Annotated in this window: 12 protein-coding genes; 4 read left to right on the forward strand and 8 right to left on the reverse strand. The window is 63.7% G+C overall.

What is annotated here, in order from left to right:
* Positions 1-48: 48 nt before the first annotated feature.
* From L9B60_RS26320 to L9B60_RS26330, 3 genes are read right to left on the reverse strand one after another with little or no spacing between them, the layout of a single operon-like run.
* Positions 49-549, reverse strand: coding sequence for a GNAT family N-acetyltransferase (locus tag L9B60_RS26320; RefSeq protein WP_249673900.1), 501 nt, complete (start codon positions 547-549; stop codon positions 49-51).
* 33 nt (positions 550-582) lie between these two features.
* Positions 583-792, reverse strand: a complete 210-nt coding sequence (locus tag L9B60_RS26325; protein ID WP_249673901.1) for a hypothetical protein — start codon at positions 790-792, stop codon at positions 583-585.
* Positions 793-825: 33 nt separating this feature from the next.
* Positions 826-1,485, reverse strand: a complete 660-nt coding sequence (locus L9B60_RS26330; protein WP_249673902.1) for a peroxiredoxin — start codon at positions 1,483-1,485, stop codon at positions 826-828.
* 157 nt (positions 1,486-1,642) lie between these two features.
* Here L9B60_RS26330 and L9B60_RS26335 point away from each other — a divergent pair, with 157 nt between their 5' ends.
* From L9B60_RS26335 to L9B60_RS26345, 3 genes are all read left to right on the forward strand, one after another.
* Positions 1,643-2,155: an RNA polymerase sigma factor gene (locus tag L9B60_RS26335; RefSeq protein ID WP_249673903.1), complete on the forward strand. Its 513-nt coding sequence runs from the start codon at positions 1,643-1,645 to the stop codon at positions 2,153-2,155.
* A gap of 2 nt (positions 2,156-2,157) precedes the next feature.
* On the forward strand, positions 2,158-3,117 hold the full coding sequence (locus L9B60_RS26340; RefSeq protein ID WP_249673904.1) for a FecR family protein: 960 nt from the start codon (positions 2,158-2,160) through the stop codon (positions 3,115-3,117).
* A gap of 89 nt (positions 3,118-3,206) precedes the next feature.
* Positions 3,207-5,660, forward strand: coding sequence for a TonB-dependent siderophore receptor (locus L9B60_RS26345; RefSeq protein WP_249673905.1), 2,454 nt, complete (start codon positions 3,207-3,209; stop codon positions 5,658-5,660).
* Positions 5,661-5,664: 4 nt separating this feature from the next.
* Here the strand turns inward: L9B60_RS26345 and L9B60_RS26350 are convergent, their stop codons facing one another.
* From L9B60_RS26350 to L9B60_RS26360, 3 genes are all read right to left on the reverse strand, one after another.
* Entirely contained in the window at positions 5,665-6,516 is an 852-nt protein-coding gene (locus L9B60_RS26350; protein ID WP_249673906.1) for a mechanosensitive ion channel family protein, read from the reverse strand.
* Positions 6,517-6,586: 70 nt separating this feature from the next.
* Positions 6,587-7,756 carry a M20 aminoacylase family protein gene (locus L9B60_RS26355; RefSeq protein ID WP_249673907.1) on the reverse strand — a complete coding sequence of 390 codons (1,170 nt, stop codon included), beginning with the start codon at positions 7,754-7,756 and terminating at the stop codon, positions 6,587-6,589.
* Positions 7,757-7,759: 3 nt separating this feature from the next.
* A complete protein-coding gene (locus tag L9B60_RS26360; protein ID WP_249673908.1) occupies positions 7,760-9,058 on the reverse strand; it encodes an MFS transporter in 1,299 nt (432 codons plus the stop codon).
* Positions 9,059-9,444: 386 nt separating this feature from the next.
* Between L9B60_RS26360 and L9B60_RS26365 the strand changes: the two genes are divergently transcribed.
* Positions 9,445-10,584: a porin gene (locus tag L9B60_RS26365; protein ID WP_438866017.1), complete on the forward strand. Its 1,140-nt coding sequence runs from the start codon at positions 9,445-9,447 to the stop codon at positions 10,582-10,584.
* Here L9B60_RS26365 and L9B60_RS26370 read toward each other — a convergent pair.
* The gene (locus L9B60_RS26370) at positions 10,581-11,486 is read right to left on the reverse strand and encodes a LysR family transcriptional regulator (RefSeq protein WP_249673909.1); all 906 of its coding nucleotides are present in this window, start codon (positions 11,484-11,486) and stop codon (positions 10,581-10,583) included. The two genes, L9B60_RS26365 and L9B60_RS26370, sit on opposite strands and share 4 nt — an antisense overlap.
* Positions 11,487-11,564: 78 nt before the next feature.
* A complete protein-coding gene (locus L9B60_RS26375) occupies positions 11,565-13,277 on the reverse strand; it encodes a PAS domain-containing hybrid sensor histidine kinase/response regulator family protein (protein ID WP_249673910.1) in 1,713 nt (570 codons plus the stop codon).
* Positions 13,278-13,356 lie beyond the last annotated feature (79 nt).

The following is a 13,356-nucleotide window of genomic DNA, read 5'->3' on the forward strand; positions in this document are numbered from 1 at the left end:
TCGGATCGAGCAGCACGACACCACGAGCACCTGTGCGCTTGCGGCTGATCAGATCGACAGGCTGAACCGGCATTCCTTCTGCGTTTCATCTGCCCAGGATTGCGGGTCGACCAGGAAGCCGCAGCGATCGAGCACTTTGCTTGAGCCGACATTGTGCCTGTACACGTGGGCAACCAGTTGGGTCAGGTGCCAGCGGCGCTGCGCGGTTTGAATCAGTTGGCGCACGGCCAGCGTGGCCAGCCCTTGGCCGCAAAAGCGCTGGCCGATGCGGTAACCGACTTCGGCGCAGCCGAGCGGCGAATTGATGTTTTTCAAGTTGGCCCGGCCCACGATGTGTGCGTTGGCATCTTCAATGACAAAAGGGTGCCAGGCCCCCACGGCGAAGTCGGACAAGTAGGCCTGGACATGCTCGCCCACACCCTGCACTGAGTAGAAGGCAGGGTCGCGGGCATCGATATGGGATTGGAACCACTCGCGGTTTTCCGTCTCGAAGGCCAGCAGTGCATCGATGTCCGCACGTTCCAGCGTGCGCACGGTGAAGGGGGTCATCGTTCAGCTCTCCTTGCAGGCCCAGGCCCTTGGTTACTCCAGCGACCGGCGCAGTATTACCTCAAGGTCCAGCCACGGCAATTGCCCCTTGTGTTCGAACTCGGGGCAGTTGGCCTTGTGCGGGAAGGGCACGCGTGAATCGCGGTACAGCTGATCCTGCCCGCAGGCGGTGCAGCGGATGAGTTCGCCGATGAACCGCCAGCGGCGGTTCCAGTCTTGTAGTTTTTCTTGTCGATCCGGCACGGCGGTCCCCTTGCTGCACAAACGCCATGGGTGTCAGCTTTGCTTGGGCGCCTGGGTGGTGCGCAAGTAAGGCAGTTTGCTGTCGATGCTGCCATATTTTTCCCGGGCCTGGTCATCGTTCAGCGTCAGCGCGACGATCACGTCCTGGCCCACGGTCCAGTTGGCAGGCGTGGCGAGCGGCACGTTGTAGGTCAATTGCAGGGCGTCCAGGGCGCGCAGCACTTCGGCGAAGTTGCGGCCCACGGACATGGGGTAGGTCATCGACAGCTTGAGCTTCTTGTCGGGCCCGATGATGAACACCGAGCGCACGGTGGCAGTGTCGGCGGCGGTGCGGCCATCGGGCAGGTAGGCTTCGGCGGGCAGCATGTCGAAGGCCTTGGACACGGCCAGGGTTTCGTCGGCAATGATCGGAAAGTCGGCCTGGGCGCCCGAGACCGCCTGGATATCACCCTTCCATTTGCGGTGGGCGTCGACGCCGTCGACCGACACGCCGATGACCTTGGTGCCGCGCTTGGCCCATTCGGCGGCCAGTTGCGCGACCGCGCCGAATTCGGTGGTGCACACCGGGGTGAAGTCCTTGGGGTGGGAGAACAGGATGGCCCAGCCGGTGCCGATCCAGTCATGGAATTGCAGGGGCCCCTGGTCGGTTTCGGCGGTGAAATCAGGGGCCAGGTCGTTGATGCGCAGTGCCATGGGGGTCTACTCCTTGAGTGAATTGCAAGCCCCACACAGCCTAGTCGGGTTTTACCAAACAGGTGCTGCAACGATCGTTTGCGAACGATTCTTAATCACTATATCCTGCGCGCCTGACCGCCGGCGCCTGCCGGTCACTGAACACACGGGGTTCGCCTTGGCTGACGATCTGGATCGGCTGTTTCGCCTCTATCATCGCGAATTACAGCAAATGGCCTACCGCCGCCTAGGCGATCGCGAGATGGCTGCCGACCTCACGCAGGATGCCTTCGTGCGCTACGCAGGCCTGGGCCAGCAGCAGCGTACCGAGGGCATCCTCAACCCGCGATTTTTTCTGATCCGGGTACTGGGCAACCTGGTCATCGACTTCGCCCGTGGCCGCAAGCGCCAAGGGGTGCCGGCTTCCCTTGAGGACGTGCAAGAGGAGTTGCACGACCCGCGCCCAGGGCCTGAGCGCTTGCTAGAGCTGCGCCAGCAACTGCAGTGCCTGCAGCAGGCACTGGACGAGTTGCCCGGCAATTGCCGCGACGCACTGCTGCTCAACCGCCTCGAGGGCCTGGGCCACCAGGCCATTGCCGAGCGCCTGGGGGTGTCGGCGAGCATGGTCAGCAAATACATCATGCGCGCGCTGCGCCATTGCGCCCGGCGCCTTGGCCTGGTGGAGGAGTGAGCATGGCGAAGTTAGCCGATAGCGCGCTTGACCAGCCATTGCCCGGGTTGAGCGAACAAGCCTTGCAGTGGCTGGTGGACTTGCATGGCGGCACGGCAAGCGCAGCCGACTGGGAGGATTACCAGCGCTGGTGCGAACGCTGCGTCGAGCATCAACTGGCCAGCGAAAGTGCCGAGCGCTTGTGGACGAACCTGGGCAGCGCCTTGCAGCGACCGGTTTCGCGCCGCAGGCCGGGCCCGCGGTTGGCCTTGGTGATGGCCATGGCATTGGCCGGGGGCGCCACCTGGCAGGCCCATGAGGACGGCTGGATGGCCGACCAGCGCACCGCGGCGGGCGAGCGCCGGCAGTTGCAATTGGCCGACGGCTCGAGCTTGCAGTTGGCGCCCGAAACCCGCGTCGACATCCAGATGCACGGTGACCGGCGCATCGTGCGCCTGTACGCCGGCGAGTTGTTCGTGCAGGTGGCCCGTGACCCCTCGCGGCCATTCGAGGTTCAGGCCGGGCAGGGTACATTGCGTGCGCTGGGCACCGGCTTTGACGTGCGCCGCGAAGGCGCGCAGGTGCGTTTGGTGGTCACCGAGCACAGTGTCGGTGTCACCCGGCCGGGCACGGCGGGGCAAACCGTGGTGCAGGCCGGGCAAAGCCTGGGCTACGACGACCAGGGGCTGAGCGCGCCGCACAGCGTGGACGTCGACAGCGCCACCGCCTGGCGCCGCGACCGGCTGGTGTTCGACGCCCAACCGCTGGGCGAGGTGCTCGACGAACTGGCCCGTTACCAGCGCGGCCTGCTGTGGGTACGTGACCCGGCGCTGCGCAGCTTGCCGGTAACCGGGGTGTTCGACACCCGCGACCTGGCCGCGCAACTGGCGTTGTTGCAGCAGTCGTTGCCGATCCGCGTGCGCACCTTGCCGTGGTTGACGGTGGTGGAGCCGGACGAGCGCCGCGCCGCCGTTAAAAAATAAATTCAACCGAGCACTGTCGGGTTTTCATCGCCCAGCGTCTTTCCCATTTGAGACTGATTGTCATTAGAATTTTTCTTCGGGGAAGACGCATGCAGCAACCATTCAAAAGGGCCGCCTTGAGCCTGGCACTTCGCGCCACCTGCGGCCTGGCACTGGCCACCAGCCCCATCGTGCACGCCGCCAGCCAAAGCGCCACGCAAGCCTACCGCATCCCGGCAGGCCCACTGGGCCAGGCACTCACGCGGTTCAGCGACCAAAGCGGCCTGCGGTTGATTGTCGACAGCCAGCTGCTGGCCGGGCGCAGCAGCCCGGGTTTGAATGGCCAATACAGCGTCGCCCAAGGCGTGCAGCAGTTGCTCGCCGGCACCGGGCTTGCCGCCTCGTTGAGCGGCGATACCCTGGCCATCGAAAAAGCCACCGTGGCCGGCGATGCCATGGAGTTGGGCGCCACCCGCATCAACTCCGAGCAGATGGGCAGCACCACCGAGGGCACGGGCTCCTACACCACCGGTGCAGTGACCCTCGGCAAGGGCGCGCAGAAGCTCAAGGACATCCCGCAGTCGGTCAGCGTATTGACCCGCCAGCGCATGGACGACCAGAACATCGTCACCCTCAAGCAGGCCCTGGAAAACAGCACCGGCATCAGCGCGATCAAGTCGCCGGGCTCGGGGCTGTTCATTTACTCACGCGGTTTCGACATCGAAGCCATTCAGTACGACGGTGTGCCGGTGCCGCGCAACCTGTACTCACTGGGCAGCTACATCAGCGAAAACATGGCCATCTACGACCGCATGGAAGTACTGCGCGGTGCTGCCGGCCTACTGCAGGGCGCCAACAGCCCGGGCGGGGCGATCAACATGGTGCGCAAGCGCCCGCAGGCCGAGCCCACCGTCACCCTGACCGCCACCGGCGGCAGTTGGGACCGCTACGGCACGCAGCTCGACGCCGGCGGCAAACTCAATGACGCAGGCACCGTCCGTGGCCGCGCCGTGGTCGATTACCAGAAGGGCAACTCGTTCACCGACTCGATCTGGAACTGGGAGCAGACGGTGTATGGCGCGCTGGATTTTGACCTGGACGCCGACACCACCCTGGGCGTGGGTGCCGGCAACAAATACAGCCATTACCAGCCGTACATGATCGGCCTGCCGCGCAACAGCGACGGCAGCCGCCTGGACCTGGGCCGCTCGACCTATGCCGGGGCCAACTGGAACCGCGCCTTCAGCAACCAGACCAGCATTTACCTGGACCTGGAGCACCGCTTCAACGAGGCCTGGAAACTCAAGGCCTCGGCACTGGGCATGGTCGAATCCAACGAGGCCACCTACCAGTTCATCACCGGCACCGTGTCGCCCACCTCGCGGCCCATTTACGCGGACTACGGCACCGATTTCCAGAACCACAACCTGGGCCTGGACGCGTACCTGGACGGGCAGTTCCAGGGGCTGGGCTTCATGCAAAGCCTGGTGCTGGGCGCCAACTATTCGAAATTCACCACCGATGACGGTTACGCGCGTGCGTTCACGCCGGGCGTTGACATCAACAACATCGACCACGACCGGCCCTTCCAAAGCTACGACAGCATCGCCAGCAGCGCCAACCTGACCCATAGCCAATACGACGTACGCCAGAAGGGCGTGTATGGCAGTTGGCGGGTCAACCTGTTGGAGCCGCTGACGCTGGTGTTGGGTGGGCGAGTCAGTTGGTACAGTGAAAGCTACGACGCCGACAACTACTTCCAGGGCCAGCCCAATGGCGATCCCACCCACAGCACCTCGCAAAGCAGCGGCAAAGTCACGCCCTACGCGGGCCTGGTGTATGCGCTGAACGAGCAGTGGTCGGCCTACGCCAGCTACGCCGATGTGTTTGTGCCGCAGAGCGAACTGACCCAGGCTAAAACCGCGCTCAAGCCCATCACCGGGACCAACTACGAGGTGGGCCTGAAGGGCGAGCTGATGGACGGGCGGCTGAACACCTCGCTGGCGGTGTTCCGCTACATCCAGAAGAACCGCGCGGTCAGCGACCTGAGCACCGACATTGAAGACCCGCTAACCAGTTGCGACGGCTGGTACTGCTCGCTGGCGGCCGGCAAGGTGCGCAGCCAGGGCGTGGAACTGGAGCTCAACGGCGAACTGCTGCCGGGCCTGCAGTTGTCCAGCGGCTACACCTACAACACCACCACCTTTCTGGATGACCCGGATTACCAGGGCAAGGTGTTCAGCACCTTCACGCCCAAGCACCTGCTGCGGGTGTGGGCCAACTACGCGTTGCCAGGCGATTTCGAGCGCGTGAGCGTGGGCGCGGGGGTCAACAGCCAAAGCCGCACGCAAAGCTTTGACCGTGCGTATGAAGAGCCTGGGTTCTCGATCTGGAGCGCGCGGGTGGGTTACAAGGTGAGCGACCAGGTGTCGCTGGCTGCCAACCTGAACAACCTGTTCGACAAGCACTACGTGATCCCGTCGTATGGCTCGCTGACCGGCAACAACTACTTTGGCGACCCGCGCAACGTGATGTTCACGGTCAAGTACACGCCCACGTTTTGATCGCTCAGGGTTGGGGCTGCTGTTGCACAATCACCACCTGCGCCGGAATCGGCGCCGGGAAGCCGGCTTCACCCAAGGCGTCCTTGATGACGCGGTTGGTGTCAAAATACACCTGCCAATAGTGCTCGTTATGGCAATAAGGGCGTACCGCCAAAACCGGGCCTACCAAGGTGAAATCGAGGATCTCGATCTCCACCGCAGGCTCGGCGAGCACGTTGGGCAAGGCGCCGATGTGTTGCTTGAGCAAGGCCGCCGCAGCTTTCCAGTCGGCCGCGCCCGACAGCTGCGCCTTGAGCTCCACGCGGCGGAAGGGGTTGTGGGTGAAGTTCTGGATGTTGTCGCTGAACAACTTGTTGTTGCCCACCAGGGTCAGCACGTTGTCCGGGGTGTTGATCGCGGTCACGAACAGGCCGATTTCAACGACCGTGCCGGTCACGCCCCCCGCACAGATGAAATCGCCGACCTTGAAAGGCCGCAGCACAATGATGAAGGCACCGGCCGCCAGGTTGGCCAGCAACCCCGACCACGCCAGGCCGATAGCCAGGCCTACCGCCGCCAGCAGCGCGGCGAAGGTGGTGGTTTGCATGCCCAGGTAGCCGAGGATGCCGATCACCAGGATGATGTTCAGCGTCACGGTAATGGCCGAACCCACGTAGCGCAGTACCGTGGGGTCGACCTTTTGCCGGCCCAAGGACCGTTGGACCATGCTGACGGCAAAGCCGATCATCCAGCGCCCGACGATCCAGAAGGCGATGGCGCAGAGGATCTTGACCGCGAAGGCGGCGCCGTATTGCTGTACCAGTGAAACCAGAGCATCGAATTTCGCGGTGGTCACATTGACGATCGTTGCGTCCATGGCCGGGTCTCGCAAATGGGGGATGGTGTGAAGACGCTAGCACAGGCTACGGTTCCCGCCAGTAGCCTCCTCAGACCAGGTAATCTTCCACCAGCTTCACCCAACATTGGGCCCCCAGGCCGATCAACTCATCGTTGAAGTCATAATGCGGGTTGTGCACCGAGCAACCGTGGAACTCGCCTTCGCCGTTGCCCAGCATGAAGTAGCAGCCCGGCACCTGGGTCAGCATCCAGGCGAAGTCTTCGGTGCCCATCACTTTGCGCCCCCGAGTATGCACCTGCCCTGCGTTGAACAGCGGCGCAAGGCTTTGCAACACAAAGTCGGTTTCGGCCGGGTGGTTGATAAGCGCTGGGGCCAGCGGGGTGATCTGAAGGTCGATCGTCACGCCGAACAATTGCTCGTGGCCACGCACGATGGCCTCCAAGCGTTGGTTGATCTTGTGCTGGGTGTGCGGTGTGTCGGTGCGTACGCTGACCAGCATGCTGGCTTCGTCGGGGATGATGTTGTAGACGCTGCCGGCCTGGATCATGCCGATGCTGATGACGGCAAACTCCTCGGGGGCCAGGTTGCGCGACTTGATGGTCTGGATCGCGTTGATCAGGCTAGCGACCACCGGCACCGGGTCGATGGCAAGCTCCGGCATGGCGCCGTGGCCACCTTTGCCGGTGATGCTGATGCGCACCCGCTCGGAGGACGCCATGGTGGGGCCGGCCTGGATCACCACGCTGCCCACCGGCGCACCCGGCATGTTGTGCAGGGCAAAGATCGCGTCGCACGGGAAGCGCTCGAACAGGCCGTCGTCGATCATCGCCTTGGCGCCGCACAGGCCTTCTTCATCGGGCTGGAAAATCAGGTTGAGGGTGCCATTGAAGTTACCAGCGATGGCCAGTTGATAGGCCGCGGCGAGCAGGATCGCGGTGTGCCCATCGTGGCCGCACGCGTGCATGCGCCCAGGGATCTTACTGGCGTGGGCGAAGGGGTTTTTCTCTTGCATGGGCAGCGCGTCCATGTCGGCACGCAGGCCGATGCGCAGGGCACCGTCACCTTTCTTGAGCACGCCGACCAGGCCGTGGCCGCCAATGCCGCGGTGCACCTGGTAGCCCCATTGCGTCAGCTGCGCGGCGACCAGTTCGGCGGTGGCCGGGGTATCGCCGCCCAGTTCCGGCGCGGCATGGATCTGCCGGCGCAGGGCAACGAAGGTGTCCACGTCGTGTTTGGTGAAAGCAGTATGAATCGTCATGGCTCAGGCTCTTCCAGTGTTTTCGGGGAACAATTTAAGGCACGTCAGGCTGATCGCACCGCCAGCCAGCAGGTAGTAAGCCGGTGCCAGCGGGTCATTGAGGGTGGCGGTCAGCCACGCGGCGATCAGGGGCGAGAAGCCGCCGAACAAGGTCACGCCCACGCTGTAGCTGACCGCGGTGCCGAAGGCCCGCTGAGGTTTGGCGAAAGCCTCCATGATCATCGCGAAAAACGCCCCGGCACCGACGCAGCCGGGCAGCACCAGCACAGCCAGTATCATCATCGCGGCGTACAGGTTGGTGGTGTGCGACAGCAGGTACAGCGCCGGCCAGGCGGCCAGCACCGGCAGGGTCAGGGTCCAGGCCAGCAGTTGCTTGCGCAGGCCCCGGCGGTCGGCGTAGCGGGCGGCCATGGGCGAGATGATTGCCATGCAGGCACTGGCCACGCAGGCAATCGCCAGGGCGCTGCGGGGTGGGTAGTGCAGGGTGCTGACCAGGTAGGAGGGCATGTAGAAGATGAACAGGTACATGCCGATGGTGCTGCTGGCCAACAGGCCGGTCGACAGCACGATGTGGCGTAGGTCAACTGCCTCGCGCCAGTGCTGCTTGGCGACTGGCGCAGGCTCCAGGGTTTCTGGCAGGCAGCGGCGGATGTACCAGCCGACGGGGCCGATCAACAGGCCCAGCACGAAGGGGATGCGCCAGCCCCAGCTTTCAAGGTCCGGGGTGCTGAGCAGCGTGGTCAATAGCAAACCGATGCCTGCGCCGACCAGCGCCGCGTAGCCTTGGCTGGCGGCTTGCCAACTGACGTTGCGGCAGCGGTTGGCGGTGGAGGTCGACTCCATCAGCATTACCGAGGCGGTGCCGATTTCACCGCCGGCCGAAAAGCCCTGGGTCAGGCGCCCGGCCACCAGCAGCACGGTGCCGAACACGCCGATGTGCTGGTAGGTGGGCGCAAAGGCAATCAGCGCAGTGCCCAGGGTCATCATGAAAATCGTCAGGCTGAGCGCCGCCTTGCGGCCTTTGCGGTCGGCGAACCGGCCGATCACCATGGCCCCCACCGGGCGCATCAGAAAGCCCACGCCGAAGGCCGTCAGCGACATCAGCAGCGACGCCACGGGGGACTGCGCGGGGAAGAAGTTTTTCGCGATCACCACGGCGAAAAAGCTGTAGATGGTGAAGTCGTACATTTCCAGGGCATTGCCCAGGGCGCAGGCGAAGGTGGCTTTGCGCGACCCGACGGCGGCCTGGCCTGGCTTGGGCGTGGCGGCTGCCAGTGGTGTGTCGGTGTGCAAGGTATTCATGGCTGTCTCCCCAGCGTTTGGCGTTGTCGGGAGCCACTATCGAGCAACGCTGGCGATGAATCACTTGCGTAATGTGCAGGCAATTAACAAATGGTTATGACTGTGGCCTGTGATGCTTGGAAATGTGCGTCAGTGCGGTGCATAACAGCCGCTGACAGGGCATCGGCGCACCAGTTGATGACACCAGCGTGAGGGTCGAGGGGAGGGTCGGTGCCCCAAAACCGAAAAAAACAGGTGTTTTGCCCCGCTTGAGGGTCGGTAGCGTCGCCGCTTTGCCAACGAGTATTAGCAAAAAGGCATAGCCATATCGAATTGGCAATTTCCGCTGGCTTTTATTTTCGTGAACGCTGGGGCCTCTCAATCGCAACGTTCATGGAGAGTTCGCAATGGGCATGTCCCCTGTGCGCAGTACCTCAGTGTTTGCCCTGGCTTTTGGCATGGGCCTGCCGCTGGCCAGTCAGGCCGACGGCTTCCCGGCAATCACCCGCGTGGCCTCTGGTTTTGGTTACTACAACGTCGACAAGGGCTATGACGACAAGGTCAAGGTGTATGGCACCCTGGATGCCTTCGTGAACTATCAGGACTCGGGTCACTACTCAGGCTACAAGCTGGCCGGCGGCGGGGCGTGGACCAACAAGCTGGGGCTGTACATGCGCAAGGCCCTCGACGCCGACACGGTGTTGGAGCTGGACGCCGAAGAGGGTTTCAACCTCAACGGCCAGGCACTGGACCAGCACTGGAAACAGGTCGGCACCCTGCGCCTGGCCGTGGCGGCGTTGCGCTCGCGGCAGTACGGCAAGCTTGAGTTCGGCAAGACCTACGGCATGGGCCCGCCGACCTTTGCCGACCCGTTCCTGGCGGTGTACGGCTCGCCCTACACCTACCTGACCACGCCGCCCGCCGGCAAGGGCGCCTACTACCTGGACCTGCGGCCCAAGCACACCCTGGCCTATACCACGCCCAAGTTCGCCGGCATAAGCGTCGGCACGGCGGTCAGTTTTGGTTTCAATGATGCCGCCAGCACCGGTGACACCGTGCGCGGCAAGGGCATGAGCGTGCAGTACGGCGACGCCAAATGGATCTTGCTGGCCTCCTACAACGACTACCTCAGCGACCCCTGGAACGATAACGGCAACCAGCGCCAAACCCATAACTACATCAAGGCCGCCTCGGCGTTTTATGACTTCGGCCCCGTTGCCACCAGCCTCAGCTGGCAGCGCCAGGACGTCGACTACAGTGGCACGCCCAGCATGACCGCCTGGTCGTTCGGTATGTCGGCCCCGGTCGGCAAGGCCGACGTGGCGCGCTTGTCGTTGGTCAAGCGCGAGATCGAGTTCGGTGACAAGGACGCCTTGGGCATGATGGTCGGCTACGACCACTTCCTGCGACCCAACTGGGCCGTGTATGGCCGTGTCGGCTTTATCAAGAACCGCCCCAATTCATCGATCACCTATGCCGGTATTGCCGTGAACGAAGCCGGGGATGATCCGCAGAATGTGGCGGTGGGTATGTATTACCACTTCTAGGTTTGTTCCTGGGTCAACCGGGCCCTCAAGCTGTAGAACAGATCCCTGGCGGGTGACGTCAGGGAGTGACGATCCACGCAGACCAGGTAGATGGGGTAGTCGGGGATCACCTCTTCGATGTCGACCCACACCAACCCGGCCATTTGTTCGACCGTGTTTTGCGCCGTGGCGATCTTGCTGATGGTCATGAACGCGTCGGCGCTTTTGATCAGGCGCAGGGCCAGCAGCATCGACGCGCACTCGATCACCTTGGGCGGTGCGGGTATGTCGTTGACCTCGAACATTTGGTAGAACTGCGAAGAGCGGTCATCCACTTCGTCCAGGCTGATCCAGTTGGCATATTGCAACTGGCGCAGGGAGCGCGAATGGCGCAGCGGGTTGCTTGCGCTGCAGGTCACCGCGCCCTGGATACGGTGCAGGGCCTCCCAGTCCAGGTTCAGGCGCTGGGTGTTCTGCTGCGAGGTCAGGGCAAAGTCCAGGGTGCCTTCGCGCAGGCGCTGCACGATATGGCTGGGGCGCTGCTCCACCACCTTCATGCGCACCCGCTGGTTTTTTGCCTGGAAGTCGGCCAGGCATTGGTCGAAACCCGGCAGCATGGCGGTCAGCGACGTCACGCCGATGGCCACTTCGCCCACGGCCATGTCATGAATGTTATCGGCCTCGATCTGCAGGCGGCGCATGCTTTCCACGGCCATGCGCGCGTGGCGGATGATGCGCCGGCCTTCCTCGGTCAGCGACATGCCTTTGTAGGAGCGCTGCAGCAAGGTCAGCCCCAGTTCGCGCTCCAGGTCCTTGATCGAACGGCTCAGGGCCGGCTGGGTGACGTGCAAAATTTGCGAGGCTTCGTTGATGCTGCCGCATTGGTTGATGGCGACCAGCGCTTTGATTTGGTGAAGTTTCACGGTGCGGGGCTCGACGGGGTCAGTGCTCAAGTCAAAGCAAGATATCGGCCAGGTGCGCCGCGGTGATGGGCGAAGGTTTCACGAGGTGATGACTGTCTTGATTCGATGCGTTAACGCCTCCATCGAAAACGGTTTGGTCAGCAGGTGCATGCCGGGCTCCAGCTGTTCCTCCCAGGCCATGGCATCGTGGGCGTAGCCGGTGATGAACAGCACCTTGAGGCCAGGGCGCAGCGTGCGCCCGGCGTCGGCCACCTGGCGGCCGTTGATGCCCCCGGGCAGGCCGACATCGGTGACCAGCAGATCGATCTTTTGATTCGATTGCAGCACCTGCAGGCCACTGGCGCCATCCGCCGCTTGCAGCGCCTGGTAGCCCAGTTCCTGCAGCACTTCGGTGATCAGCATGCGCACCGTGGGCTCGTCGTCCACCACCAGCACCGTTTCGCCTTGCGCGGTAACCGCCAGCGGCAGGGCGGCAAGCGGGGGCTTGGCGGATGCGCTCACGGCGCGGGCCCGTGGCAGGTACAAGGTCATGCAGGTGCCCAGCGTCAGCTGCGACTGGATCTGCACGCTGCCGCCGGACTGGCGAACGAAGCCGTAGATCATCGACAGCCCCAGCCCGGTACCTTTGCCCGTGGGTTTGGTGGTGAAGAAGGGGTCGAAGGCGTGGGCCATCACCTCGCGGCTCATGCCGCTGCCGGTGTCCGTGACGCTCAAGGTCAAGTAGTCGCCGGCGGGCACCTCTTGGTCTGCGGCGGCCTTGGCGTCAAGGCTGCAGTTGGCCGTGCCGATGCTCAACGTGCCACCCTGGGGCATGGCGTCGCGGGCATTGATGCACAGGTTGAGCAGGGCGTTTTCCAGCTGGTTGGCGTCAACCTGGGTCAGCCACGGGTGGCTCTGGCCTTGTACCTGGACCTGCACGGCTGGGCCGACGGTGCTACGGATCAGCTCAAGCATGCCCATGACCAGGCGGTTGACGTCCGTGGCGCTCGGTTCCAGGGTCTGGCGCCGGGAGAACGCCAATAGCCGATGGGTCAATGCCGCGGCGCGGCGCGAAGCCCCCTGGGCCGCATCGAGGTAGCGGTCCATCTCGCCGAAACGGCCCTGGCCGACGCGCAGCCTGAGCATTTCCAGGCTGCCCATGATCCCCGCCAGCAAGTTGTTGAAGTCATGGGCCAGGCCGCCCGTGAGTTGCCCTACGGCTTCCATTTTCTGGCTTTGCCGCAGTTGTTGTTCAAGCAATCGCTGGGCCGTCATGTCGATGCCCACGCCCGTGCGGCGTACCGGTTGCCCGGTGGTGTTGAAATAGGTATGCCCGCGTGACAGCACCCAGCGTACCGAGCCGTCGGGGTGCAGGATGCGGTACTCAAGTTCCAGTTCGCCGCTGTTGACCAGGCCGCCGGCCATGGTCTTGCGCAACGCCGTTAGGTCGTCGGCGTGCACGTTGGCAAGAAAGTCGGTGCGCTTGATACCGGCGGCCGACTGCACCGGGTCGATGCCATACAGTTCGCTGATGCCGGCGTCGCAGTAGAAGCAATCGCTGGACACTTCATAGGTCCACACGCCAACCCCGCTGACGGCCGACAGGGCAAGGCGGGCGAAATCCATGGAATCATGCAGCGCGGTTTCGTCGTGTTGCTCGGCCGTCACATCGCGGGCACCCGCCTGCAGGTTCTGCAACGCGGCGCTGCGGGCCTGCTCGACGCTGGCGTAGTGCCCCGCTGCCACTTGGGCGTCGAGCAGGGCGGTGAGTGCCAGGCCAAGGGCCAGGTCCTGTGGGGCCCGATAGGACATTCCGGGTTTCTCTGTACGGGGGAAGCGGCCATTATCACATAAGCCAGGCGTCTACCCCGCACCGTTTGGCATCGCCTGG

This window comes from Pseudomonas abieticivorans, assembly GCF_023509015.1.
GTDB lineage: Bacteria > Pseudomonadota > Gammaproteobacteria > Pseudomonadales > Pseudomonadaceae > Aquipseudomonas > Aquipseudomonas abieticivorans.

What these genes read in the sequence shown, in the direction of transcription:
- L9B60_RS26340 (WP_249673904.1), top strand. Translation starts at nt 2,158, where the DNA reads ATGGCGAAGTTAGCCGATAGCGCGCTTGACCAGCCATTGCCCGGGTTG.
- L9B60_RS26375 (WP_249673910.1), bottom strand. Translation starts at nt 13,277, where the DNA reads ATGTCCTATCGGGCCCCACAGGACCTGGCCCTTGGCCTGGCACTCACC.
- L9B60_RS26330 (WP_249673902.1), bottom strand. Translation starts at nt 1,485, where the DNA reads ATGGCACTGCGCATCAACGACCTGGCCCCTGATTTCACCGCCGAAACC.
- L9B60_RS26355 (WP_249673907.1), bottom strand. Translation starts at nt 7,756, where the DNA reads ATGACGATTCATACTGCTTTCACCAAACACGACGTGGACACCTTCGTT.
- L9B60_RS26365 (WP_438866017.1), top strand. Translation starts at nt 9,445, where the DNA reads ATGGGCATGTCCCCTGTGCGCAGTACCTCAGTGTTTGCCCTGGCTTTT.
- L9B60_RS26360 (WP_249673908.1), bottom strand. Translation starts at nt 9,058, where the DNA reads ATGAATACCTTGCACACCGACACACCACTGGCAGCCGCCACGCCCAAG.
- L9B60_RS26350 (WP_249673906.1), bottom strand. Translation starts at nt 6,516, where the DNA reads ATGGACGCAACGATCGTCAATGTGACCACCGCGAAATTCGATGCTCTG.
- L9B60_RS26345 (WP_249673905.1), top strand. Translation starts at nt 3,207, where the DNA reads ATGCAGCAACCATTCAAAAGGGCCGCCTTGAGCCTGGCACTTCGCGCC.
- L9B60_RS26320 (WP_249673900.1), bottom strand. Translation starts at nt 549, where the DNA reads ATGACCCCCTTCACCGTGCGCACGCTGGAACGTGCGGACATCGATGCA.